This is a genomic window from Ensifer sp. EB106-05-01-XG146 (assembly GCF_058791875.1).
This window is the reverse complement of sequence record NZ_JBYTDX010000001.1, coordinates 459,201-482,276: the sequence shown is the minus strand read 5'-3', so window position 1 is coordinate 482,276 and position 23,076 is coordinate 459,201. Positions and strand designations below refer to the sequence as shown.

At 62.5% G+C, this 23,076-nt stretch carries 19 protein-coding genes; 7 read left to right on the top strand and 12 right to left on the bottom strand.

Annotation, left to right across the window (positions count from 1 at the left end):
• Positions 1 to 66: 66 nt before the first annotated feature.
• From ileS to AC3WVQ_RS02220, 3 genes are all read right to left on the bottom strand, one after another.
• On the bottom strand, positions 67 to 2,976 hold the full coding sequence (gene ileS, locus AC3WVQ_RS02230) for an isoleucine--tRNA ligase (protein WP_090295116.1): 2,910 nt from the start codon (positions 2,974 to 2,976) through the stop codon (positions 67 to 69).
• Between the two features lie 244 nt (positions 2,977 to 3,220).
• Positions 3,221 to 4,207 (bottom strand): bifunctional riboflavin kinase/FAD synthetase, encoded by a 987-nt coding sequence (locus tag AC3WVQ_RS02225; RefSeq protein WP_034800973.1) that lies wholly within the window; start codon positions 4,205 to 4,207, stop codon positions 3,221 to 3,223.
• A gap of 13 nt (positions 4,208 to 4,220) precedes the next feature.
• Positions 4,221 to 5,069 (bottom strand): TIGR01459 family HAD-type hydrolase, encoded by an 849-nt coding sequence (locus AC3WVQ_RS02220; RefSeq protein WP_034800971.1) that lies wholly within the window; start codon positions 5,067 to 5,069, stop codon positions 4,221 to 4,223.
• A 433-nt stretch (positions 5,070 to 5,502) separates the two neighbouring features.
• Between AC3WVQ_RS02220 and groES the strand changes: the two genes are divergently transcribed.
• From groES to AC3WVQ_RS02205, 3 genes are all read left to right on the top strand, one after another.
• Complete coding sequence (groES, locus tag AC3WVQ_RS02215) at positions 5,503 to 5,799, top strand: co-chaperone GroES (protein WP_004675403.1); 297 nt, start codon at positions 5,503 to 5,505, stop codon at positions 5,797 to 5,799.
• 62 nt (positions 5,800 to 5,861) lie between these two features.
• Positions 5,862 to 7,502 (top strand): chaperonin GroEL, encoded by a 1,641-nt coding sequence (groL, locus tag AC3WVQ_RS02210; RefSeq protein ID WP_034800965.1) that lies wholly within the window; start codon positions 5,862 to 5,864, stop codon positions 7,500 to 7,502.
• Between the two features lie 630 nt (positions 7,503 to 8,132).
• Positions 8,133 to 8,582 (top strand): hypothetical protein, encoded by a 450-nt coding sequence (locus AC3WVQ_RS02205; protein WP_034800963.1) that lies wholly within the window; start codon positions 8,133 to 8,135, stop codon positions 8,580 to 8,582.
• 118 nt (positions 8,583 to 8,700) lie between these two features.
• On the opposite strand, the gene AC3WVQ_RS02200 is transcribed toward AC3WVQ_RS02205, so the two are convergent.
• The 6 genes from AC3WVQ_RS02200 to hisS all read right to left on the bottom strand — a co-directional run bounded on the left by AC3WVQ_RS02200 (position 8,701) and on the right by hisS (position 17,232).
• The gene (locus AC3WVQ_RS02200) at positions 8,701 to 11,499 is read right to left on the bottom strand and encodes a bifunctional diguanylate cyclase/phosphodiesterase (RefSeq protein WP_090294885.1); all 2,799 of its coding nucleotides are present in this window, start codon (positions 11,497 to 11,499) and stop codon (positions 8,701 to 8,703) included.
• Positions 11,500 to 11,715: 216 nt separating this feature from the next.
• The gene (locus tag AC3WVQ_RS02195; RefSeq protein ID WP_090295118.1) at positions 11,716 to 12,939 is read right to left on the bottom strand and encodes an NAD(P)/FAD-dependent oxidoreductase; all 1,224 of its coding nucleotides are present in this window, start codon (positions 12,937 to 12,939) and stop codon (positions 11,716 to 11,718) included.
• 87 nt (positions 12,940 to 13,026) lie between these two features.
• Positions 13,027 to 13,734: a glutathione binding-like protein gene (locus AC3WVQ_RS02190; RefSeq protein WP_060584061.1), complete on the bottom strand. Its 708-nt coding sequence runs from the start codon at positions 13,732 to 13,734 to the stop codon at positions 13,027 to 13,029.
• A 146-nt stretch (positions 13,735 to 13,880) separates the two neighbouring features.
• The gene (hisG, locus tag AC3WVQ_RS02185; protein ID WP_043618363.1) at positions 13,881 to 14,576 is read right to left on the bottom strand and encodes an ATP phosphoribosyltransferase; all 696 of its coding nucleotides are present in this window, start codon (positions 14,574 to 14,576) and stop codon (positions 13,881 to 13,883) included.
• The gene (locus AC3WVQ_RS02180) at positions 14,573 to 15,715 is read right to left on the bottom strand and encodes an ATP phosphoribosyltransferase regulatory subunit (RefSeq protein WP_110818510.1); all 1,143 of its coding nucleotides are present in this window, start codon (positions 15,713 to 15,715) and stop codon (positions 14,573 to 14,575) included. The genes hisG and AC3WVQ_RS02180 overlap by 4 nt, the downstream gene beginning before the upstream one ends.
• A 5-nt stretch (positions 15,716 to 15,720) precedes the next feature.
• Positions 15,721 to 17,232, bottom strand: a complete 1,512-nt coding sequence (gene hisS, locus AC3WVQ_RS02175; protein WP_060584058.1) for a histidine--tRNA ligase — start codon at positions 17,230 to 17,232, stop codon at positions 15,721 to 15,723.
• Between the two features lie 440 nt (positions 17,233 to 17,672).
• On the opposite strand from hisS, the gene AC3WVQ_RS02170 reads away from it, so the two are divergent.
• Both AC3WVQ_RS02170 and copM read left to right on the top strand, forming a co-directional pair.
• The gene (locus AC3WVQ_RS02170; protein ID WP_034801425.1) at positions 17,673 to 18,101 is read left to right on the top strand and encodes a hypothetical protein; all 429 of its coding nucleotides are present in this window, start codon (positions 17,673 to 17,675) and stop codon (positions 18,099 to 18,101) included.
• A 108-nt stretch (positions 18,102 to 18,209) separates the two neighbouring features.
• Positions 18,210 to 18,596 (top strand): CopM family metallochaperone, encoded by a 387-nt coding sequence (copM, locus tag AC3WVQ_RS02165; RefSeq protein WP_034800951.1) that lies wholly within the window; start codon positions 18,210 to 18,212, stop codon positions 18,594 to 18,596.
• A gap of 60 nt (positions 18,597 to 18,656) precedes the next feature.
• On the opposite strand, the gene AC3WVQ_RS02160 is transcribed toward copM, so the two are convergent.
• A complete protein-coding gene (locus tag AC3WVQ_RS02160; protein ID WP_060602071.1) occupies positions 18,657 to 19,301 on the bottom strand; it encodes a DNA-3-methyladenine glycosylase I in 645 nt (214 codons plus the stop codon).
• 256 nt (positions 19,302 to 19,557) lie between these two features.
• On the opposite strand from AC3WVQ_RS02160, the gene AC3WVQ_RS02155 reads away from it, so the two are divergent.
• Together AC3WVQ_RS02155 and AC3WVQ_RS02150 are read left to right on the top strand one after the other, a co-directional pair.
• Positions 19,558 to 20,331, top strand: a complete 774-nt coding sequence (locus AC3WVQ_RS02155; RefSeq protein WP_110818511.1) for a L,D-transpeptidase — start codon at positions 19,558 to 19,560, stop codon at positions 20,329 to 20,331.
• 191 nt (positions 20,332 to 20,522) lie between these two features.
• Positions 20,523 to 21,218, top strand: coding sequence for a L,D-transpeptidase (locus AC3WVQ_RS02150; protein WP_034800943.1), 696 nt, complete (start codon positions 20,523 to 20,525; stop codon positions 21,216 to 21,218).
• Between the two features lie 66 nt (positions 21,219 to 21,284).
• Here the strand turns inward: AC3WVQ_RS02150 and glcF are convergent, their stop codons facing one another.
• Positions 21,285 to 22,580, bottom strand: a complete 1,296-nt coding sequence (gene glcF / locus AC3WVQ_RS02145) for a glycolate oxidase subunit GlcF (RefSeq protein WP_110818512.1) — start codon at positions 22,578 to 22,580, stop codon at positions 21,285 to 21,287.
• A 111-nt stretch (positions 22,581 to 22,691) separates the two neighbouring features.
• Positions 22,692 to 23,072, bottom strand: a complete 381-nt coding sequence (locus AC3WVQ_RS02140; protein ID WP_034800937.1) for a DUF4870 family protein — start codon at positions 23,070 to 23,072, stop codon at positions 22,692 to 22,694.
• Between the last annotated feature and the right edge of the window lie 4 nt (positions 23,073 to 23,076).

Here is a 23,076-nt window from a genome sequence, read left to right as displayed (position 1 = left end):
CCGCCAAATTTCGGGCAGGTTTTACCGGATGAACGCAAGGAGTGCAATTCATCCGGTAACAATGCGTTAAGCCTTGAAACCAAGCTCGCGCAAGGCAGCGGCATCCCGGGCGGACACGTCCGGGTAGAGTGCGTCAGAACCGACATCGGTCGTGATCCGCCAGGAGCGAGCGCATTTCTGGCCTTCGGCAAGCTTCGGCACGACGCTGACCTTGGCCACGTCAGCCAGCCGGAACGCGTCGGCCGGACCTTCGGTGGTCTCGACAGTGATCCCCGAGGTGATGCAGATCTCGGCGAAGTCCTGGCCTTCCAGCGCCTTCAACAGCTCCGGATCGGCGACGTGGACGACCGGTGCGGCTTCCAGCGACGAGCCGATGCGCTTGTCCTTGCGTTCGATCTCGAGCGCGCCGGTGACGACGGTGCGGACCGCACGGATCTTCTCCCACTTGGCTTCGAGCGCATCGTTCTTCCATTCCGCCGGGATCGCCGGGAACTGTTCGAGGTGCACCGAGACCGCATCGGGCTTGCGCGACAGCCAGGCCTCTTCGGTCGTAAACGGCAGCATCGGCGCCAGCCACAGCACGAGGCAATCGAAGAGCTTGCGGATAACGGCGAGTGCCGCACGGCGGCGCAGGCTCGACGGCGCGTCGCAGTAGAGCGCATCCTTGCGAACGTCGAAATAGAAGGCCGAGAGCTCGACGTTCGAGAAATCGATCAGCGAACGGGCGATCTTCTTGAAGTCGAAGGCGTCGTAGCCTTCGCGCACGACCTGGTCGAGTTCGGCCAGGCGATGCAGCATCAGCTTTTCGAGTTCCGGCATCTCGGCATAGGCAATTTCCTCGCCGTTGTCGTGGGCGAGCGTGCCGAGCATCCAGCGGATCGTGTTGCGCAGCTTGCGATAGGCGTCGATGTTTGTCTGGATGATCGTCTTGCCGAGGCGCTGATCTTCCCAATAATCCGTCGTCATCACCCACAGGCGCAGGATGTCGGCGCCGGCATCCTTCATCACCTCTTGCGGGGTGACGGTGTTGCCCTTCGACTTCGACATCTTCTCGCCCTTCTCATCCATGGTGAAACCATGGGTGACAACGGCGTTGTAGGGTGCGCGGCCGCGCGTGGCGCAGGCCTCGAGCAGCGAGGAATGGAACCAGCCGCGATGCTGGTCCGAACCTTCGAGATAGACGTCGGCCGGCCACTTCAGGTCCGGACGGTCTTCGAGCGTGAAGGTATGGGTCGAACCGCTGTCGAACCACACGTCGAGGATGTCCATGACCTGATGCCACTTGGCATGATCGTGGTCGTTGCCGAGGAAGCGATCCTTGGCGCCTTCGGTGAACCAGGCATCGGCACCTTCCTGTTCGAAAGCGTCGAGGATGCGAGCGTTGACGGCCTCGTCGATCAGGATCTCGCCCTGATCGTCGGCAAAGATCGCGATCGGAACGCCCCAGGCACGCTGGCGCGAGAGCACCCAGTCCGGACGGCCTTCGATCATCGCACGCAGGCGGTTCTGGCCGGCGCCCGGAACGAAGCGGGTGTCGTCGATGGCAGACAGCGCGCGCGATCGCAGGGTCGTGCCATCACCGAAGGCCTTGTCCATGTAGACGAACCATTGCGGCGTGTTGCGGAAGATCACCGGCTTCTTCGAGCGCCAGGAATGCGGATAGGAATGCTTGAGGCGACCGCGAGCGAAGAGCGCGTGACGGGCGATCAGCGCCTTGATGACGCGATCGTTGGCGTCGCCCTTCTTGCCCTTGTCGTCGATGACGCGGCCGGCGCCACCTTCGGCGTCCGGGCCGAAACCATGGGCGTCAGCGGTGAAGTATCCGGCGTCGTCGACCGTGAACGGGATCGCCGAGGAGATGCCGCGGGCTTCGAGCGCGCGGGCATTGTCCATCCAGGCATCAAAGTCCTCGCGGCCGTGGCTCGGGGCCGTGTGCACGAAGCCGGTGCCGGCATCGTCGGTCACGTGGTCGCCGTCGAGCAGCGGCACCTTGAAGGCGTAGCCGCCGCCCAGACCGTGCAGCGGATGGGCGCAGGTCACGGACGACAGTTCATCGGCCTCGAGGTCGCGAACGAAGTTGAAGGTGAGCTTCGCCTTGGCGGCAGACTCATCGGCCAGGCGCTTGGCAAAGATCAGCTTCTCGCCCGGCTGGGGGCCGAAATCGTTCTCGGCGGTCGCCACTTCGTAGAGGCCATAGGCATAACGCGACGAGTAGGCGATGGCGCGGTTGCCGGGGATGGTCCAAGGCGTGGTCGTCCAGATCACGACGAAGGTGCCGGCAAGGCTGTCGGGACCTTCGGTGACCGGGAACTTCACCCAGATCATGTCGCTTTCGACATCGGCGTATTCGACTTCGGCTTCGGCAAGTGCCGTGCGCTCGACGACCGACCACATGACAGGCTTCGAGCCCCGATAGAGCTGGCCGAGCTTGGCGATCTTCATCAGCTCACCGGCGATGCGCGCTTCGGCGTGGAAGTTCATCGTCGTGTAGGGATTGTCGAAGTCGCCCTCGATGCCGAGACGTTTGAACTCCTCGGCCTGGACCTGGATCCAGCCGGCGGCGAAATCGCGGCATTCCCGACGGAATTCGTTGACCGGAACCTCGTCCTTGTTCTGGCCCTTCTCGCGGTACTTCTCCTCGATCTTCCACTCGATCGGCAGACCGTGGCAGTCCCAGCCGGGCACGTAGTTGGCGTCGAAACCGCGCATCTGGAACGAGCGGTTGATGACGTCCTTGAGGATCTTGTTCAGCGCGTGGCCGATGTGGATGTTGCCGTTGGCATAGGGCGGGCCGTCGTGCAGCACGAACTTGTCGCGGCCGGCAGCCGATGCGCGCAGCTTCTTGTAGAGGCCCATCTTCTGCCAGCGGGCCACCGTTTCCGGCTCCTTCTGCGGCAGGCCCGCGCGCATCGGAAATTCCGTCTGCGGCAGATAGAGGGTCGAGGAGTAGTCGATCTTTTCAGCGGTGTCGGTCATGGTTTTTGCAATCGCTTCTTCGCGCGAACGGCCGCGCATACGAAATGGGCTCGGTATCGAGAGATGACTGGGGCGTCGGAAACGCCGAAATCCCGGACCTTCCGGCTGATCACAGCACGCGGAAGGCCGGGCCAATAATTCGCTGATCGATGATCAATCGACGGTGCCGGGTCATGGTGGCCGGTTGTTTAAGGCGTTTTCGGCCTTTTGAAAAGGTCCGCCGCCGCGCGAAGACCGAAATCTTTTATCGGGCGAAGTTGAGCTTGCGGTCGATGTCACCGAGTGGCGTGACGCCGGAAAGCAGCGCGCGGGCCTCGGCCTCGTCCTGCCGGATCTGCGCCACCAGCGGATCGAGGCCATCGAATTTCAATTCGTCGCGCAGGTGACCGAAGAAAGTCACGGCGCAGACTTCGCCATAGAGATCGCCGGAGAAGTCGAAGACGAAGGTCTCGAGCAGCGGTTCGCCGTCGCTGTCGACCGTCGGCCGGCGCCCGAAACTGGCGACCCCGTCGTAAAGCGAGCCGTCGGGACGACGGAAGCGCACGGCGTAGATGCCGGGTCGGAGTTCCACCTCGGGTGCAAGCCGCATGTTGGCGGTGGGGAAACCGAGTTCGCGACCGAGCTTCTTGCCGCCGATCACCTCGGCTTCGACGAGATAACGGTAGCCGAGCATGCCCGCGGCCTGGGCGACATCGCCTTCGCCGAGCAGCGCGCGGACATAGCTCGACGAGATGACGGATGCATTTTCATCACGGAAGGCATCGACCAGCGTCACACCAAACCCGTTGTCGCCGCCTGCCGCCATCAGAAAGGCAGGCCCGCCTTCGCGGCCCTTGCCGAAATGAAAGTCGAAACCGGTCACCACATGCGAGGCATGCAGCCATTCAAGCAGGATGCGGTGGATGAAATCCGAGGCGGAAAGCTGAGAGAAGGTACGGTCGAAGGGATATTCGATGACGGCGCCGAAGCCCATGCCTTCGAGGATGCGGGCCTTCAGCGGCGCCGGCGTCAGCCGGAAGACTGGAGTGTCCGGGCGAAAAACGGTTCGCGGATGCGGCTCGAAGGTGAGCACGAGCGCCGGCACGCCGCGCGACTTGGCCTCCTCCAGCGCCCGGTTAAGGACCGACTGGTGGCCGCGGTGAACGCCATCGAAATTGCCGATGGCGACGACACCGCCGCGCAAGTGCTCCGGAAGCGGATCACGGGTCTCGTTGCGATGAAAAACCGTCATCTCCGTCTTCCCGTCAGGCGAGCCGTGGCATCCAGTATTTCGGCGAGGCGCCCTCCTTCTTGAGGAAGGCGGCAAGCTTCGCCTCGTCGGTCCGGCTTTCGTTCATGTATTCCTGGGCGTGGATACCGGCGCTGATATAGAGCAGATCCAGGCCCGCGTCCTGCGCGCCCTTGACGTCAGTCGGCATGCCGTCGCCGACGGCGATGACACGGGTCAGGTCAATCGCTCCGCGTGCGGCCTTCGCCTCGCCCAGGGCGGCGCGATAGATCGCGATATAGGGTTTGCCGGCGATGCGCGCCTCGCCACCCAGCTCTTCGTAAAGCTTGGCAATCGCACCGGCGCAGGGGATCAGCCGGTGACCACGCTCGACGACGAGGTCCGGGTTGGCGCAGATGAACGGGATCTTGCGCTTGGCAAGGCCCGTCAGGGTCGCGCGGTAATGCTCGGGCGTTTCGGTCTCGTCGTCATAGAAGCCGGCGCAGACGACCGTCTCGGCATCTTCCGAGGAAACGATCTGCGTCCCCAGCCCCTCGAGCAGGGGCAGGTCGCGCTCGGCGCCGATGAAGAAGATCTTCTTGTCGGCGGCAGCGATCAGCGCCCGGGTCACGTCGCCCGAAGTGACGATCCGGTCATAGGCTTCGTCGGGCACGCCGAGACTGCGGATCTGCACCTTCACCATCGGGCTCGGGCGCGGCGAATTGGTGATGAGCACGACGGTCAGTCCGGCGGCGCGCGCCTCGGCCAATGCTTCACAGGCGGAGGCGAAAGCCTGCACGCCGTTGTGAAGCACGCCCCAGACGTCACATAAAACGACATCGTAGCGCTTGGCGATTTCGCGAAAACTGTTGATCCTTGCGGCCATCCTGGCTTCCTGCAAACACGGTTTCCGGCTTGCATGGCAAGGAAGGCAGGAGATTACAAGTCTCGTCTCCCGAAAAAGGCGCACCCTCCCAAGGATTCCGGCGGTCTCGAGAACCAGGAAAAATGCACTGCAGGTGCGGCCCGCCGCGCAGAAGCACATTGTCGTGGTTATCAACCGTCAAAATCCCGCCCATGCCACTCATCGACGCGATCGCCCACATTTCGCCAAGAATGGGGCTAGGCTGCCTGTGCCCGCGCCTGCCGCGCCCGTCCAGGGCACCTGCCGTCAGCAAAAAATCTAGGCGCCGATCCTTGACTCACCCCATACCCAAGCTTATCTCGGCATCGCTAGCACTCGATAAATGAGAGTGCTAACACCCATCCATCGGGTCGATCAGCGATCCGTAATGTCATTTGATCGAGGGATTAGACTAATGGCAAGCACCAACTTCCGCCCGCTGCACGACCGCGTCGTCGTTCGCCGCGTTGAGTCTGAAGAGAAGACCAAGGGCGGCATCATCATTCCGGACACCGCCAAGGAAAAGCCGCAGGAAGGCGAAATCGTCGCCGTCGGTTCGGGCGCCCGTGACGAAAGCGGCAAGGTCGTTGCCCTCGACGTCAAGGCTGGCGACCGCGTTCTGTTCGGCAAGTGGTCGGGCACCGAAGTCAAGATCAACGGCGAAGACCTTCTGATCATGAAGGAAGCCGACATCATGGGCATCATCGGCTGATCAGCCGGCGTCCACCCCTTTTTATGACAACCAATGGGCAATGAGCCCGGGAGTTTTCTCTAATGGCTGCAAAAGAAATCAAGTTCGGCCGCACCGCGCGCGAAAAGATGCTGCGTGGCGTCGACATCCTCGCTGACGCCGTAAAGGTCACGCTCGGCCCGAAGGGTCGTAACGTCATCATCGACAAGTCCTTCGGCGCTCCGCGCATCACCAAGGACGGCGTATCGGTCGCCAAGGAAATCGAACTCGAAGACAAGTTCGAAAACATGGGCGCCCAGATGGTCCGCGAAGTTGCTTCGAAGACCAACGACATCGCCGGCGACGGCACCACGACTGCAACCGTTCTTGCCCAGGCGATCGTTCGCGAAGGCGCAAAGGCTGTTGCTGCCGGCATGAACCCGATGGACCTGAAGCGTGGTATCGACCTCGCTGTCACCGAAGTCGTCAAGGATCTCCAGGCCAAGGCCAAGAAGATCAACACTTCGGAAGAAGTTGCACAGGTCGGCACGATCTCGGCCAACGGCGAGCGTCAGATCGGCCTCGACATCGCTGAAGCGATGCAGAAGGTCGGCAACGAAGGCGTCATCACGGTTGAAGAAGCCAAGACCGCCGAAACGGAACTCGAAGTCGTCGAAGGCATGCAGTTCGACCGCGGCTACCTGTCGCCCTACTTCGTCACCAACCCGGAAAAGATGGTCGCTGACCTCGACGACGTCTTCGTTCTCCTTCACGAGAAGAAGCTCTCGAACCTCCAGGCCATGCTCCCGGTTCTCGAAGCTGTCGTTCAGACCGGCAAGCCGCTCCTCATCATCGCTGAAGACGTCGAAGGCGAAGCTCTTGCAACGCTCGTCGTCAACAAGCTGCGTGGCGGCCTGAAGATCGCTGCCGTCAAGGCTCCGGGCTTCGGCGATCGCCGCAAGGCCATGCTCGAAGACATCGCCATCCTGACGGGCGGCACCGTGATCTCCGAAGACCTCGGCATCAAGCTCGAAAACGTGACGCTCGACATGCTCGGCCGTGCGAAGAAGGTTTCGATCTCCAAGGAAAACACGACGATCGTCGACGGCGCCGGCCAGAAGGCCGACATCGAAGGCCGCGTTGCCCAGATCAAGGCCCAGATCGAAGACACCACCTCCGACTACGACCGCGAAAAGCTGCAGGAACGTCTTGCCAAGCTCGCTGGCGGCGTTGCCGTGATCCGCGTTGGCGGCTCGACGGAAGTCGAAGTGAAGGAAAAGAAGGACCGCATCGACGACGCTCTCAACGCGACGCGCGCTGCTGTTCAGGAAGGCATCGTACCGGGCGGCGGCGTTGCCCTGCTGCGTTCTTCCGTCAAGATCACCGTCAAGGGTGCAAACGACGACCAGGAAGCCGGCATCAACATCGTTCGTCGCGCTCTGCAGGCTCCGGCCCGCCAGATCGCTGAGAACGCTGGTGACGAAGCCTCCATCGTTGTCGGCAAGATCCTCGACAAGGACCAGGACAACTTCGGCTACAACGCCCAGACCGGCGAATACGGCGACATGATCTCGATGGGCATCATCGACCCGGTCAAGGTCGTTCGCACCGCCCTTCAGGACGCTGCTTCGGTTGCCGGCCTCCTCGTCACGACGGAAGCCATGATCGCCGAACTGCCGAAGAAGGACGCCCCGGCTGGCATGCCTGGCGGCATGGGCGGCATGGGCGGCATGGACATGATGTGATAATGGCGACAGCCTTATCGCAGCATCGTCCATAAAGCTTCGCCCATGCACTTAAAGTGGTTCAGCGCGTCAAGCGCGCTGAACGGGCGGCATGGACATGATGTGATAATGGCGAAAGCCTTATTGCAAGGATCCATCCGGATCGGAAAGGCGGCCTTCGGGTCGCCTTTCTTGTTTTTTATCAATGCCACTCATCGCCGGAGAGCATCTGCCGAACAGTCGGCAGGAAAAAACCCATCGGTTGTAGTCAGGCTTCAAAAAACCGTTGAAGTCGAAAAAAAACGAACTATAACAGCGCCCCAAGTGAGCGAAGATTGAGGGGAGACTGGGCGGCACACTTAAGGCAGACAGGCAATCGCCGGGGCTTTTTCGTATTCGCTGCCCATCCGGTAATTCTTCGAGACTATACCTAAAGAATAAAAGCATTTAATCGCAAATTAAGCCGACACTCTCCTTCGAAATAAGTTCGCCGGCGAGATCCACTACTATCTATAGACCTTTCTACTTGAGAAAACACCCACATCACGTGGCGTGCGCTCTCGTATTGGTCATGTCGGACGCAGTTTGCACATTGGGACGCGTTTCCCTGGAGCGCCAAAGGCAGCTCCGGGAACTCTGCTGGGGTAGACCGTGTTTAAGATCACCAGAGCAAATTCCGCTCCCCTCGGCTCTTCGGGACATCTGCATCCGGGCCTACCGCATCATGAATTCATGGAGCAGTTTTGCGTCTCGGAGGGGTGGTCCGGCGACCTGTCGACGGGCCTGTTCCGGCTCGGCGAGAAGGCGGCCGCGATCCATGGCCTGCGTGACGGCGAGTGCGGCCTTCTGAACTTCGTTCGCTGCTACGATCCGGCCGATCGCAATCACGTGCTCGAACTGTTCGAACAGGCGGCAACGAGCTGCTCGTCTTTCTGCTTTTCGACGACGATCGCGCTGGAGGAGTCCGGCCAGAAGCAGCCGCTGTTCTGCATCGGAGAATCCTCCGGCCTCGAACAGCGCTATTCCGGCATGATCACCGGCATCTTTTTCTTTCCACGCTTTCTCGTGGAAGTCGCGGGTCGCGCACTGCTGCGCCAGTAAGCCCGCCCCTGCCCGCGCACGGGCCCGAGTGTAGAGAACCCTCGATCACATATGGCCGCCGCAATCGCCCCATGGGCGATTGCGGTGAAGGTGTGCGGCAGAGACGCGGACGTACGGCTCAGGCTGCCGCCGCGTCGTCCTTGTCCGTGAAGAGCACCGTGATCGGCGCCGGGCGACCAAGCAGATAGCCCTGCGCCTCGTCGCAGCCCTCGGCTTGCAGGATATCGAGCTGCTTCTGCGTTTCGACGCCTTCGGCAAGGACAGGCACGGACAGGCTCTGGCCGAGCGCAAGAATGGCGCGCACGATCGCCTTGGCCTGCGGACTGCCTTCCACTTCCCACATGAAGCTCCGGTCGAGCTTGATCTTGTCGAAGGGGAAGGAGCGCAGCGTCTCGAGCGACGAATAGCCGGTCCCGAAGTCGTCGATCGCGATGGTGACGCCCAGTTCCTTGATCTGGCGCAGCGTCAGCAGCGCCCGCTCCTTGTCGTCGATGATCGTCGATTCCGTGATTTCGAGCTCCAGCCGGTTCGGGTCGAGACCCGTGTCGGCAAGCACGTCCTGAACCAGGCTGACGATGTCGCCGTTGGCAAGCTGGACCGGCGAAAGGTTGACGGCAATCTTATGACTGCTCTCCCAGCCCGCCGCCTCGCGGCAGGCCTCGCGCAGCACCCATTCGCCGATCGGCAGGATCGCGCCGCATTCCTCGGCAAGCGGGATGAATTCGCTCGGAGGCACCATGCCGCGTTCCGGATGGCTCCAGCGCAGGAGCACCTCGTAGCCGATGACGGCGCCGCTCATCACAGACTTCTGCACCTGGTAGTGCAAGGCAAGCTGCTTCTTCTCGACCGCGTCCCAGAGATCGTTGGCAAGCGCGCGCCGCTGGCGGGCAGCTTCATCCATCGACACCTCGTAGAAGCAGACGGTCTGGTTGAGGGCGGCCTTCGCCCGGTACATCGCAAGGTCGGCATTGTTGATCAGCGTGTCGGCCGTCTCGGCATCCTGCGGATAGATCGCGACACCCATGCTGCCGCCGGACTTGAGCTCGAAATCGCCAAAGCGCATTTCCTCATGCAGGCTCTTTTCGATCCGGCGCAGGAAGTCGTTAAGCTCGGAGAGTTCCTCGAAGCGCTTGACCGCCGCGAACTCGTCGCCGCCGAAGCGTGCCACGAACTCGCCTTCCTGCAGGAGGCCCTTCATGCGCTGGGCGATCGTCACCAGCACGAAGTCTCCGGCGGCGTGGCCGTGCAGATCGTTGACTTCCTTGAACTTGTTGAGGTCGATGCCGATGACGGCGACCTTGCGGTTGAACCAGGCGGCCGCGTCCAGCTCCTCTTCGAGATAGCTGCTGAACTGCAGCCGGTTCGGCAGCCCCGTGAGACTGTCGTGGCGGGCAAGGAAGGTAATCTGCTCCTCGGTGTCGAGCCGCTCGGTGATGTCCTCATAGGTGCTCACCCAGCCGCCATCGGGCAGCGTGCGATGCTTGGTCAGGATCGAGCGGCCGTTGACGAGCTTTTCGACGATATCGCCGCCGCCATTGCCGACCATTTCGATCCGGTGCTTCTGGTAGAGCTCCTCGGCCTTGGTCCGGGCCATCTCGGGATCTGTGTAGATGCGGGCAAAGACGATGTCGAGGATTTCGCGGAAGGTCAGCCCCTTGCCGGCGAGTGTCTCGGAGAAGCCGAAGATCTCTCGGCAGCGACGGTTGGAGAGCAACAGCCGGTCGCTGCTGTCGAACAGGCAGATGCCCTGCGACATGTTTTCGAGCGCGACATCGAGATTGTTGCTGACTTCGGCGATACGGTCGGCGTCAAGCTTCGCCTTGGTGATGTCCTTGACGATCTTGATGAAGCCGGCGTGCTTGCCGTCGTCGTCCATGAAGGGGTCGAGCACCACGTGAGCCCAGAACCGGGATCCGTCCTTGCGATAGCGCCAGCCTTCGTTCTCGTACTTACCATCGGCCAGTGCGACCTCGAGCGCCCGCTGCGGTACGCCGTCGCGCTGATCCTCCTGCGAGTAGAAGCAGGCGAAATTCTTGCCGACGATTTCCTCGCCCTTATAGCCCTTGTTGGCCTCGGCGCCGGCGTTCCAGCTGGCGACGCGGCCGTCGGTGTCGAGCATATAGATCGCGTAGTCCTTCACGCTGCGCACGAAGCGGGCGAATTCCCGTTCGGCAGCAGCGGCGGAAAGCTCGGCATGATGGGCGAAGCCGGCGGCGATCAGCACCATCGACAGCAGGAAGAAGGCGGTGCCGGCGATGACGAAGGCAAGCAGATGCGGCTGGATCATGCCCGCATGGGTCGGCGTCAGCAGATCGGCCTCGATCGTGACCGCACCCATGGCGGTGAAATGCAACGCGACGATCCCGAGCGTCATCAGCAGGGTGGCAAGGATCTTCGCCTTCAGCGGCTTGCCGACACTGGCGATCGTGCGCAGAGCGGCGATGTCAAACAGCGAGCCGACGACCACGGAGGCGACGACCAGTGCCGCATTCCAGCGGATGCTGCCCGGCACGTCGAGCGCCGCCATGCCAAGAAAATGCATGCAGGCGACGCCGCCGCCGAGAACGAAGCCGCCAGCAATCCAGCCGAGGCGGTCCTGAACATGGGTCGCGATCAATAGGGCCGTCGTGGTGAGGATGATGGCAACGGCCAGCGACAGGCCGGTGAGATCCATCTGGTAACCGAGGACGACGCCGGGATCATAAGCGAGCATGGCGATGAAGTGGGTCGCCCAGATGCCGAAGCCGCTGGCGATGCCGGCGGCCGTCGCCCAGATCGCTTTTGCCTTGCCCGAGGAGCCGCGGGCGCGCTGCAGCAGCGTTACTGCTCCGTAACTCGCGAGAAAGCACACAAGTGCGGCCAAAACGACCAGTCTGGGATTATGCTCTACCACCAGGCATGTAAGAACCTTGAACATCGCCAATCGCCTAAATCAAATTCTGTCGGGAAACGAGACCTCTCGCCTCCACTTAAGCTGCCTGTGTTGGCGTCAGGTGATTTAAGGAAGTGATAAATCGAGGCTCTGCCGGGCAATTGCCCAGCAAGACAATAGTTTCGTCGTTAACGAATTTTGAAACCACGCCGCCTTCAAGTTGCAGCCTGCCAAAAAGCGCCGCCTGGCGTGGTTCGTCGCCTATGCTTGCGACAGCAGCGCCTTGAGGTCGGATTGGGGATCGGCGATGACGGCTCGGTCAGGATTGATGCCGCTCTCCAGCAGCTTCTTGCCGGTCACATAGGCCTTGGCGTCGTTGATCGCATCGACGGCCACCAGGCGCCCCTGCCGGAAATACCAGACCGACACGCTGCCTTCACGCTGGCCGGGCCTGACGATGGTTTCGTCGTGGCCGAGCCCGAAGCCGGCGATCTGCAGCTTGACGTCGTACTGGTCCGACCAGAACCAGGGCTTGGGATCGTAAGGGGCATCACTGCCGGCAAGGATCGCCGCGACCGCTTCGGCCTGATCGACGGCATTCTGCACCGACTCCAGCCGGATGCGCAGATCCTCGAAGGGAAGAACGGCGCAATCACCCATCGCGAAGATCGCCGGATCGGAGGTGCGGCCATGCGCGTCGACGACGATGCCGTTTGCGGTTTCGAGCCCGGCGTCGTGGGCCAGGCGATCATTGGCGGTCACGCCAATGCCGACGATGACGACATCGACCGGCAGGGTCGAGCCGTCGGAAAGCTCTGCCGCCGTGACACGGCCGTCGTCTCCGACGAGACGATTGAGGCCAGTGCCTTCGCGGATATCGACGCCGCGGCCACGGTGAATTTCCCGTACAAGGCCCGACGTCGCCGAGGAGGCAACACGCTGCAGGATGCGGTCGGCCATTTCGATGACCGTGACGTCCAGGCCGCAGGTGCGCGCGACGGCTGCCGCTTCAAGACCGATGTAACCACCACCGATGACGAGCGCGCGACGGCCGGGCTTCATCTCCTCGGCAAGGCGGTCGGCATCCCTGAAGTCGCGAACGACGAAGACACCCTCGAGATCGCCGCCGACCGAGGCCGGCAGCCGGCGCGGCGTGGCGCCGGTTGCAAAGGCCAGCACTTCATAGTCGAGCGATGTGCCATCGCTGAGCATCACGTGTTTGCCGGCCCGGTCGAGCCCGATCACGGTCGTTTCGAGGCGCACGTCGACAGCGTGCTCGCCGTACCAGGCTTCCGGCCGGTAGAGCAGGCGGTCGAGGCTCATCTCGCGCAGGAGATACTTTTTGGAGAGCGGCGGGCGCTGATAGGGCAGGCTTGCTTCGGAGGCGACGATGGTGATCGGCCGCTCGTCCTTGAGCGCACGGAGCTTCGCAACCAGAGCAAAGGCGGCCTGACCGCCACCGACAACAACAAGCCTTCCGGACACGCTTCCCACCTGCCTTTATTCATCTGTACAACAAGGCCTAGCCTTCCGCCCGAGCTTCGTCAACTCTGGCACAGGCCACGCCGTTTGCTATTCCTTGCGCGGCACGTCCATGCCCTTTTGAGCCGCCGGGCGCGACAGGCCGCGCTCGACCCAAGCCATCACCTTGGGGAAGCTCTTGTAATCCAGGACCTCGGCACCGCCATAGAATCTGCGCGCGCCTTCGACCCAGGGATAGGTGGCGATGTCGGCGATCGTGTAATCGTCGCCCATCAGCCATTGCCGCCCTTCAAGGCGGGTTTCAAGCACGCCGAGCAGCCGCTTGGCTTCGTCACGGTAGCGCTCGACGGGGTAGGAATTGTTGGCGACCTTGTCGGCGGCGAACTTGAAGAAGTGACCGAACTGGCCGAACATCGGACCGACGCCGCCCATCTGGAACATAACCCAGGCGATCGTTTCGTAGCGGCCGGCCGCGTCGGCAGGCAGCAGCTTGCCGGTCTTTTCAGCGAGATAGATGAGGATCGCGCCGGACTCGAACAGCCCGATTGGCTTTCCATCCGGGCCGTTGGGATCGATGATCGCCGGGATGCGGCCGTTGGGGTTGAGCGAGACGAACTCCGGCGACTTCTGGTCATTGGTATCGAAGGCGATGCGGTGCGGTTCGTAGGGCAGGCCCAGCTCTTCGAGCGCGATCGAAACCTTCACGCCGTTCGGCGTCGGCAGCGAATAGAGCTGGATGATATCAGGGTTTTTCGCCGGCCAGCGCTTGGTGATCGGAAAGGCGGACAGATCGGCCATGAAGGTCTCCTGGAACGGAACAGCGGGAAGCGGCAGAGACGCCGCACGCACACTTACATAGGAGCGGAGGGCGCGCCTTTTGAGGGCCCTACTTTATTTTTGTAACCGGCGGGATCGTCAAGACCGCGCCTGCTCCGTTCGCAGCGTCAAAGGACGCTACGAACGGCCGCGATAATCCGTGCCACGACCGGATCGCCGTCGTGAGCCGCCTTGCGCGCCCGAACCAGGCAAGCTTCGGAACGCAGGATCACGCCATCGGTGAGTATCTTCAGGTGGTTTGCCTTCAACGTCGAACCGGTCGAGGTGATGTCGACGATGATGTCGGCGGAACCAGAGGCCGGCGCGCCTTCGGTCGCCCCGAGGCTTTCGACGATGCGGTAAAGCTGGATGCCGTGGCTGCCCGAGAAATGGTTCTGCGTCAGCCGCCAGTACTTGGTGGCGATCGCCAGACGGCGACCATGGCGGGCACGGAAATCGGCGGCAACGTCGCCAAGGTCGGCCATGGTGTCGACGTCGTACCAGACCTCAGGCACCGCGACGACGACGTCGGCATGACCGAAGCCGAGACGGGCGCAGAACTCGACGCGCGCATCGGCGTTGGCAAGCCCCTCGCGCACCAGGTCTTCGCCGGTTACGCCGAAATCGATTGAGCCGTTGCCGAGCTCTCGCGAGATTTCCGACGCCGAAAGGAACGCAATCTCCACATCATCAGCACCTTCGACGCGGCCGCGATAGGAGCGGTCGTTGCCGACGGCAACGATCTTCAGGCCGGCGCGTTCGAAGATCGCCGAAGCGTCATCCTTCATCCGCCCCTTGGACGGCAAGGCGATAGTGATGGTCATTGGGCGCCTCCTTCAGAGGCAATCGCCTTTTCGATGCGGTCGAGCCAGAGCGAGAAGCCGACGGCCGGGATATGCTCGCGGGCGCCGAGCAGAGTCAGCAGCCGATCGAAGCGGCCGCCGCCGGCAAGGACGGCATGCGTTCCGGCAAGCTCAACCTCGAAAACCAGGCCGGTATAATAGTCGAGAGGACGACCAAAGGCCGCTCGATAACGAATGGCGCCGATGTCGGAACCGGTCTTGCCAAGGGCGGCGACGCGGGCATCGAAACGGGCGAGCGCGTCATCGATCTTGAGGCCGGATTTCTGCGCGAAAGCGAAGAGTGCGGCCGGCGCATCGGCAAGCGGCACGTCGAGCGCCAGAAACGCGGCGACCTGATCCAGCGTCCTGCGGTCGAGCCGCGTGTTCGCCAGTTCCATCTTCTCCTTCAGCCGGCGCGCAATATCCTGCGGCGAACGGCTAGCGTTGGTCGAATAGCCGGTCGCTTCCATCGTTGCGGCGACATGCGCGACGAGACGGTCCTCGTCTTCGAGCAGGCCGTCCATCGACAGCCGCACGACTTCAGGACCGAAGACGCCGACCGTGCGCGGATGGGCGAGCTCGATCAGAAGCTTCTGCAGGTGCTTCTGGTCGCCGAAGGCGTGGATCAGCCGCTTCTGCCAGCCAGCCGGCAGGCCACAGGCGCCGACGACGGCTTCAAACACGGCCTGGTCGCCAAGCGTCACGCTGAGAGACCGGTCCGGCACCCGGTTGGCGACGATGCGCATCGCGTCAGAGACGGCGCGCGCATCGGCTGCCGCCGTATCGGTGTCGCCAAGATCCTCGATGCCGGCCTGGTAGAATTCGTTGCCGCCTTCGCGGCGCTGGCGGAAGACCTCGCCGAGATAGGCATAGCGCTTCGGCGTTCCGGTCACCGCCTCGATATGGCGGAGACAGACGGGAATGGTGAATTCCGGCCGCAGGCACAGGCTCTCGCCGGTCTCGCTCTCGGTCATGAAGATGCGGCGGCGCAGATCCTCGCCGGCCATGGCGAGGAAAGGCTCGGCCGGCTGGATCACCGGAGTGTCGACACGCAGCGCGCCGAGGCTTTCGAAGTCGGCAAGCAGCGCATCGGCAAAGGCTGGCAGATTGATGAGGGCCATAGTCGTCAGCCCCTTGCCCGATCCTCGGCCTGTGCCGCCAGCATCTCGCGCACCTTTTCGACCAGTTCGGCCGTCGGCACGGAAACCTGGGCCACGCGCGCCTCGCGCCAGGCCGCATTGTCCTCGATCTCACCCGACAGGCGCTTGCCCTCGATCAGATCCTTGATCTGCACGACACCGGCGGCGCGCTCGTCGCCACCCTGGATGATGGCGAGCGGCGAACCACGGCGGTCGGCATATTTCAGCTGATCGCCAAAGTTCTTCTTGTTGCCCTGGTACATTTCGGCGCGGATCCCGGCATGGCGGAGCTGCTGGACGAAACGCTGGTAATGGCCCATCGCCTCGATGTCGCGGTCCATGACGCAGACGACAACAGGCGCGAGCACGTCAGATGCACCGAGCTTGCCGAGGTTCTTCAGCGCCGTCATAAGGCGGGAAACGCCGATCGAGAAACCGGTCGCCGGGACCGGCTGACCCATGAAACGCGACACGAGACCGTCGTAGCGACCACCACCGCCGACCGAACCGAAGACGACCTTTTCGCCCTTCTCGTTGGTGACGGCAAACTGCAGCTCGGCCTCGAAGACGGGGCCGGTATAATATTCGAGACCACGCACGACCGAGGGGTCGATCTTGATGCGGTCAGCCTCGTAGCCGGCGCTCAGGACCAGGCTGCGGATGGTGTTGAGTTCCTCGACACCTTCGCCGCCTTTGGCGGTACCTGAAACGAGCGCCGCCAGTTCGTCGGCACTTTCGGCATAATTCTGGATGCCGACGAAGAACAGGACCTTGTCGATCTGCTCGCCATTGAGGCCCGCACCCTTTGTGAAGTCGCCGCTTTCGTCCTTGCGGCCTTCGCCGAGCAGGAGCCTGACGCCTTCGGGGCCGAACTTGTCGAGCTTGTCGATGGCGCGCAGCACCGTCAGGCGGGCATTGACCTTGTCGTCGCCGCCAAGACCGATCGCCTCCATGACGCCGTCGAGCACCTTGCGGTTGTTGACGCGGATCACGTAGTCGCCGCGCGCAATGCCAAGGGCTTCCATGGTGTCGGCCATCATCATGCACATTTCGGCGTCCGCCTGGACGCCGGCGGCACCGACGGTGTCAGCATCGAACTGCATGAACTGGCGGAAGCGGCCCGGGCCAGGCTTCTCGTTGCGGAAGACGTAGCCGGCGCGATAGGTGCGGAACGGCAGCTGGATCTCGTTGAAGTTCTCGGCGACGTGACGGGCGAGCGGCGCCGTCAGGTCGTAGCGCAGAGACATCCACTGATCGTCGTCATCGGTCAGCGAGAAGACGCCTTCGTTCGGCCGGTCGCTGTCGGGCAGGAACTTACCGAGCGCATCGGTGTATTCGAACAGCGGTGTTTCGACCGGGTCGAAACCATAATGCTCGTAGACCGCCCGGATCTTGCCGATCATTTCGTCCGTCGCGCGGATATCGGCAGCGGAGCGATCGACGAAGCCGCGCGGAAGACGCGCCTTGAGCTTCTGCGGTTTCTTCTGTTTCTCGGTCATGGGAGCATTCCGGACTGTCTCTTGTTGGCTGCTTTCCCTATCGGATCAAGTGGGGGGCGGCAAGGGTTTGCACCGCGCAAAGCGTTCGCCCGGGCCATGCGCCGGCGCTTTGCGTCAAAGCCTGGCACGGGTGAGCTTCGCGTCATCGGGATCGACACGCACCATCGCGACGCGTCGGGGAGGACTTGACCTCAACCACAAGGCGCATTAGACGATATGCAATCACTAAAAGTTTATCGCCTGACCGATCGACGACGTTCCGGCTGCACCGATGATCGTCTATCTTCGCGGCCAAGGGCCGAGTACCTACAAACGAGTTTTCGATGCAATGACTGCATCGGGAAAACACTTCAATGGCAAACAACGCATCGAAGCGCCTTGCGGCAGTGGCGGTCTCCGGTAACGAGACATCACGTCCGCGCGGCGAGAAGAAGGGCATCATGTTGAGGTTCATGACACCTGGCTCGGGAGCCATCCAACCCGGGCACCTCGGGGCGCATTCGGCCTGGATGGACCACCTCGATGAAAGCGACTATTTCGTGGAGACATGGCGCTGCGATCTGGCCAGCGGCGTCTTTCATCTGGGCGAGCGAACCGCCGCCCTGCTCGGCGCTTCCAACCGCTCCTGCGGCATCGTCGATCTGGTGCGTGCCTATGACAGCCGGGATCGCGTGACAGTGCTCAACATCCTCGAGCAGGCAACCGCGTCGCCGTCTTCGTTCTGCTTCACGGCGCTCGTGCGCTTGCCAAGTTTGAAGGCGGCACAGCTTTTCTGCGTCGGCCGGTCGTCGCTCGACGCGTCCACCGGCGAAAACATGCTGCAGGGCATTTTCGCCTTTCCGCGCGAGCGTCCGGCGCTTGACGCCTGAACGGACGGGTTGAATCCGCAGCCAGCCCTTCCCTAGATTGATGGAGTGCCAAGAGGCCGGCCACGGCCGGCCTCTTGGCACGAGACATCAGATAAGGAAGGAAACACCATGTCGCTGAAACCGCTGATCGCCGCCCTCGCGCTTTCCGCCTGCCTCGGCTTTCCTGCGTTGGCAGAGGAGTCCGGACACGGCAGCATGCACCATGGAGCGACCGAAACCGCGATGCCGAAGGGCGACAATTCGCCTTCGAGCAAAGCCTTCGCCGAAGCCAATGCCCGCATGCACAAGGACATGGACATCACCTACACCGGCAAGGCGGACATCGACTTCGTGCGCGGCATGATCGCCCACCATCAGGGCGCGATCGACATGGCGAAGGTGGAGCTCGAATACGGTAAGGACGAAACGCTGCGCAAGCTGGCCGAAGAGGTCATCAAGGCGCAGGAAGGCGAGATCAGGACGATGAAGGCGTGGCTCGCCAAGAACGGCGGCTGAACCCGCAGTCCCAACGCCACCGGCAAACACCCGTCGTCAGGCAGACGACGGGCGCACTCATCAGGCGACGCGGGCCTGGGGCCTTGCAAGCTTGCCACGCAACTCCTCGACGACCGTGCGGCAGTGGCAGCCTTCGATGTGATCGTTGACGAGGCCCATGGCCTGCATGAAGGCGTAGATCGTCGTCGGGCCGACGAAGGTCCAGCCGCGCTTCTTCAAATCCTTGGAAATGCGGGTCGAGGTCGGGGTCGTCGGATTGGCGACGATCGCTTCATAGGTCACCACCTGCGGACGCTCGGCTGCCTGCGGCTCATAGGACCAGAAATAGGCCGCCAGCGAACCGAACTCTTGCCTCAGTTCCTGGGCGCGGCGCGCGTTGTTGATCGTCGAGACGATCTTGCCGCGATGACGCACGATGCCTGTATCGGCAAGGCAACGCTCGATTTCCGCGTCGCCGAATTTTGCGACCGCGTCGAAATCGAAACCGGCGAAGGCGGCGCGAAACGCCTCGCGCTTGCGCAGGATCGTTAGCCAGGACAGGCCGGACTGGAAACCTTCCAGGCAGATCTTCTCGAAAAGCCGGCGGTCGTCGGTGACCGGGCGCCCCCATTCCTCGTCATGGTAGCGACGATAATCGTCGAGATTGCCCTGCCAGGCGCAACGCAAAAATCCGTCCTCACCGATCACAATGCCCTTGGCCGTCATCGCCCTCTTTGCTCCATCCTGCTCATTTTCCTGCCTTTACCATTTGCAAACCAGATTCCTAAAGCAGCGGATAACCCTACCCAAAGCTTTATCGGCGCCATCGGCTTTTAACGAGGCACCGTTTACCATTCGGTCGCCCTCCAAATGACACGATTGCCCCCATTGCCAAGGCGCAACCCGTCCGTTCGAGCATTCCGCTCACCGGCAGACTGCGCCCCCTTCAGTGATTTTCGGCGAAAGGTAGCGAGTCCGTCCGATGTTGAAAAAGTCTCTTCTTATAGCCGCCTCTCTTCTGACCCTCGTGGCTGGCCCGGCCGGAGCACAGGACCGGTATCAGAACAGGCCGCCCGTCGTCGTCAGTCCCGACCTCACCGCCCCCTGGGTGATGCAGCTCGGCGGACAGCAGGCGCGCACGCGGCAGGTGATCTACCGGCAGCAGATTCCGCAGGCCACCCGAAAACAGTTCTATCAGCAGGGACAGGTCGCGAAACCTCAGGTCAAGCGCCGCGCCGTCAATCCGCTGATCCAGCCGGCCAATGCCATGCGCGCCCAGCGGCCGGTGAAATCGAAATTCGACCCGCAGTACCTGCCGCAGACGGTCGCCTATGAGAGCAAGGAAAAGCCGGGCACGATCGTCATCGATACCAACAACCGCTTCCTCTATCTGGTGACCGGCAACGGTGAGGCACGGCGCTATGGCGTCGGTGTCGGCAAGCCGGGCTTCGAATGGGCCGGCGCCCACAAGGTCACCCGCAAGGCGGAATGGCCGAGCTGGACGCCGCCGCAGGAGATGATCGCCCGCGAGGCGGCCAAGGGCCATTACCTGCCGGCGCGCATGGACGGCGGCCCGGAAAATCCGCTCGGCGCACGCGCCATGTATCTCGGCTCGACGCTCTACCGCATCCACGGCACCAACGCGCCCTGGACGATCGGCTATGCCGTTTCCTCCGGCTGCATCCGCATGCGCAACGAAGACGTTGTCGATCTTTACGAGCGCGTGAAAGTGGGGACGAAGGTTATCGTCATCTAATTGCAGCACTGCATAGAATATTCCCCTCTCCTCACCCGTGTTGCTGTTGCCTATGCGTGATTTTCAGGCAACAGCAGCGTAAGGACAGGCAAGTTTTGTGATCACGTTTGATCTACGGGATGTATCGCGGGCTTGAACTTCGATGCGTTTTGAATAGCCTGCCTGCAACGAGGGTTTAGAGGGAATCGTAAATGAAGCGTCATGCCAGCAAAGTGGTCGCAATCGCGATTGCGACCAGCACTATTCTTGTGGCCGCCAGCGCCTCGGCTTTCACGCCGGCGCCCGTAGCAGGCCCCAAGATCCAGTCGTCAGACATTGTACTCGTGGCCACTCCGAAGAAGCCGGCAAAACAATACTGGCGCACCAAGGTTCGCTTCCGCACCGACGAAGCCCCCGGCACGATCATCGTCGATACCAACAACAAGTTTCTCTACTACATCGACGGCCCGAACCGCGCGACGCGCTACGGCATCGGCGTCGGCCGGGACGGCTTCGGCTGGTCGGGTGTCGTGAAGGTTGGCCGCAAGGCCGAATGGCCGACCTGGACGCCGCCGGCCGAAATGCGCCGCCGCGAGGCCGCCAAGGGTCGCATCCTGCCGATCACCCAGGAAGGCGGCATCGACAACCCGCTCGGCGCCCGCGCCATGTATCTCTACAAGGGCGGCCGCGACACGATCTTCCGTATCCACGGCACCAACCAGCCCTGGACCATCGGCCAAAACATGTCTTCCGGCTGCATCCGCATGATGAACGAGGACGTGGAGCATCTCTACGACCGCGCCGACGTCGGCACGAAGGTCATCGTCATCGGCCCCGGCAGCAAGGCCGGCGACACCTATTTCGACGATCGCGGCGTCGACATCTTCCGCCAGATCTTTGGCGGCTGAGGACGCCGAAACTTCCACCCACCAGAAAGGCCGGCTCCCGAAAGGTGGCCGGCCTTTTGCTTTGCCTCAGAGCCCCTCAGGCTTTGCCCCGCCATAGGCCCAGTCGAGCAATTCGACCGTATGCAGGATGGGGATTTTGGTGCCGCTGGCGATCTGGGTGATGCAGCCGATGTTGCCGGTCGCGATCGCATCCGGCTTCGTCGCCTCGATGTTCTTCACCTTGCGCGCCTTCAGCTTGGCCGAGATTTCCGGCTGCAGGATGTTGTAGGTACCGGCCGAACCGCAGCAGAGATGGCCCTCGGCCGGATCGCGCACGACGAAGCCGGCGCGCTTCAGAAGCTGCTTCGGCGCAAGCGTGATCTTCTGGCCGTGCTGCATCGAACAGGCGGAATGGTAGGCGAGCGTCATGCCGCGCGCCTCCTGTTCCGGCAGGTCGAGGGTCGCCAGATACTCGGTGATGTCCTTGGCCAGCGCCGAGACCCGTGCGGCCTTTTCCGCATAGGCGGGATCGAGCCTGAGCATGTGGCCGTAGTCCTTGATCGTCGTTCCGCAGCCCGAAGCGGTGATGACGATGGCGTCGAGTCCACCTTCGTCGGCGACCTTGAGCCAGGCATCGACGTTGCGGCGCGCGGCTTCGAGCGCCTGGTTCTCGCGGCCCATGTGATGCACCAGCGCGCCGCAGCAGCCCTCGCCAGCCGAAACGACCACCTCCACACCAAATCGTGTCAGAAGCCGGATCGTCGCCTCGTTGATTTCCGGCTTCAGCACGGGCTGGGCGCAGCCGCTGAGCAGCGCAACGCGGCCGACACGCTTGTCCTTGGGCGCATGAACGCCGGGTGTGGCCGAAGCCGAGGGCTCCGCCACGACGGCGGGCGCCAGATCGAGCATCACGCCAAAGGTTTTCAGGAAGGCGACGCGCTTCATCAGTCCGGCGAGCGGTCGGGCAAGGCCGGCTGCCTTCAGCGACAGGCGGAAGCGCTGCGGATAGGGCAGCACGGCTGCGAGCACGGAACGCGCCAGCCGGTCCTTGAACGGGCGGCGATAGGTGTTTTCGATATGCACGCGGGCATGGTCGACGAGATGCATGTAGTCGACGCCGGAGGGACAGGTGGTGGTGCAGGCGAGGCACGACAGACAGCGGTCGATATGGGTGACCGTTTCCTTGTCAGCCGCCCGGCCGTTCTCCAGCATGTCCTTGATGAGATAGATACGCCCACGCGGGCTATCGAGCTCGTCGCCGAGCGTAACATAGGTCGGACAGGTCGCGGTGCAGAAGCCGCAATGCACGCACTTGCGCAGAATGGCCTCGGATTCGGCCACGTGCGGATCGGCGAGCTGCTCGGCGGTAAAATTGGTCTGCAAGTGCGAACTCCACTCTTCGTCCTGCGGAACCGGGCGCTTCGCGCCGCGGTCGATTGCAACATTCTGTTTTCAGCTTCCTTCGACCTTGCCGGTCTCCGGTTGCATACCGGCCTAAACCATCCAGCCCTCGGGATTGGTAATCGGCTCTTCGCGCGCGGCCCTTTGCAGGCCGACGACGCAGCGCACGACGATCCAGACGGCGGTGGCGATGAAGCCGAGGATGCCGACAAGCACCACCGTCAGCAACAGCGAGATCAACAGGAACAGCAGCGATATCCAGAAGGTCCGGATCGCCCAGACATAGTGCGTCTGGACCCACGGCGCGCCCTTGCCACGATTGAGATAGGCCATGACGACGCCGATGATCGGCGTGATGCCCACCGCAAACCCGACGAGATAAAGGACATAGATCACCTGCACATTGATCTTGCCCGGCTCCAGCCAGCGATCGGTCTCCCGGGAGAACGGTGTCTGCGGACCCTTATCGCTCATGCTT

Bases quoted from the DNA above. Each gene is read 5' to 3' on its own strand.
- ileS (WP_090295116.1), bottom strand. From the start codon at position 2,976: ATGACCGACACCGCTGAAAAGATCGACTACTCCTCGACCCTCTATCTG.
- AC3WVQ_RS02225 (WP_034800973.1), bottom strand. From the start codon at position 4,207: ATGACGGTTTTTCATCGCAACGAGACCCGTGATCCGCTTCCGGAGCAC.
- AC3WVQ_RS02220 (WP_034800971.1), bottom strand. From the start codon at position 5,069: ATGGCCGCAAGGATCAACAGTTTTCGCGAAATCGCCAAGCGCTACGAT.
- groES (WP_004675403.1), top strand. From the start codon at position 5,503: ATGGCAAGCACCAACTTCCGCCCGCTGCACGACCGCGTCGTCGTTCGC.
- groL (WP_034800965.1), top strand. From the start codon at position 5,862: ATGGCTGCAAAAGAAATCAAGTTCGGCCGCACCGCGCGCGAAAAGATG.
- AC3WVQ_RS02200 (WP_090294885.1), bottom strand. From the start codon at position 11,499: ATGTTCAAGGTTCTTACATGCCTGGTGGTAGAGCATAATCCCAGACTG.
- AC3WVQ_RS02190 (WP_060584061.1), bottom strand. From the start codon at position 13,734: ATGGCCGATCTGTCCGCCTTTCCGATCACCAAGCGCTGGCCGGCGAAA.
- hisG (WP_043618363.1), bottom strand. From the start codon at position 14,576: ATGACCATCACTATCGCCTTGCCGTCCAAGGGGCGGATGAAGGATGAC.
- AC3WVQ_RS02180 (WP_110818510.1), bottom strand. From the start codon at position 15,715: ATGGCCCTCATCAATCTGCCAGCCTTTGCCGATGCGCTGCTTGCCGAC.
- hisS (WP_060584058.1), bottom strand. From the start codon at position 17,232: ATGACCGAGAAACAGAAGAAACCGCAGAAGCTCAAGGCGCGTCTTCCG.
- AC3WVQ_RS02170 (WP_034801425.1), top strand. From the start codon at position 17,673: ATGTTGAGGTTCATGACACCTGGCTCGGGAGCCATCCAACCCGGGCAC.
- copM (WP_034800951.1), top strand. From the start codon at position 18,210: ATGTCGCTGAAACCGCTGATCGCCGCCCTCGCGCTTTCCGCCTGCCTC.
- AC3WVQ_RS02160 (WP_060602071.1), bottom strand. From the start codon at position 19,301: ATGACGGCCAAGGGCATTGTGATCGGTGAGGACGGATTTTTGCGTTGC.
- AC3WVQ_RS02155 (WP_110818511.1), top strand. From the start codon at position 19,558: ATGTTGAAAAAGTCTCTTCTTATAGCCGCCTCTCTTCTGACCCTCGTG.
- AC3WVQ_RS02150 (WP_034800943.1), top strand. From the start codon at position 20,523: ATGAAGCGTCATGCCAGCAAAGTGGTCGCAATCGCGATTGCGACCAGC.
- AC3WVQ_RS02140 (WP_034800937.1), bottom strand. From the start codon at position 23,072: ATGAGCGATAAGGGTCCGCAGACACCGTTCTCCCGGGAGACCGATCGC.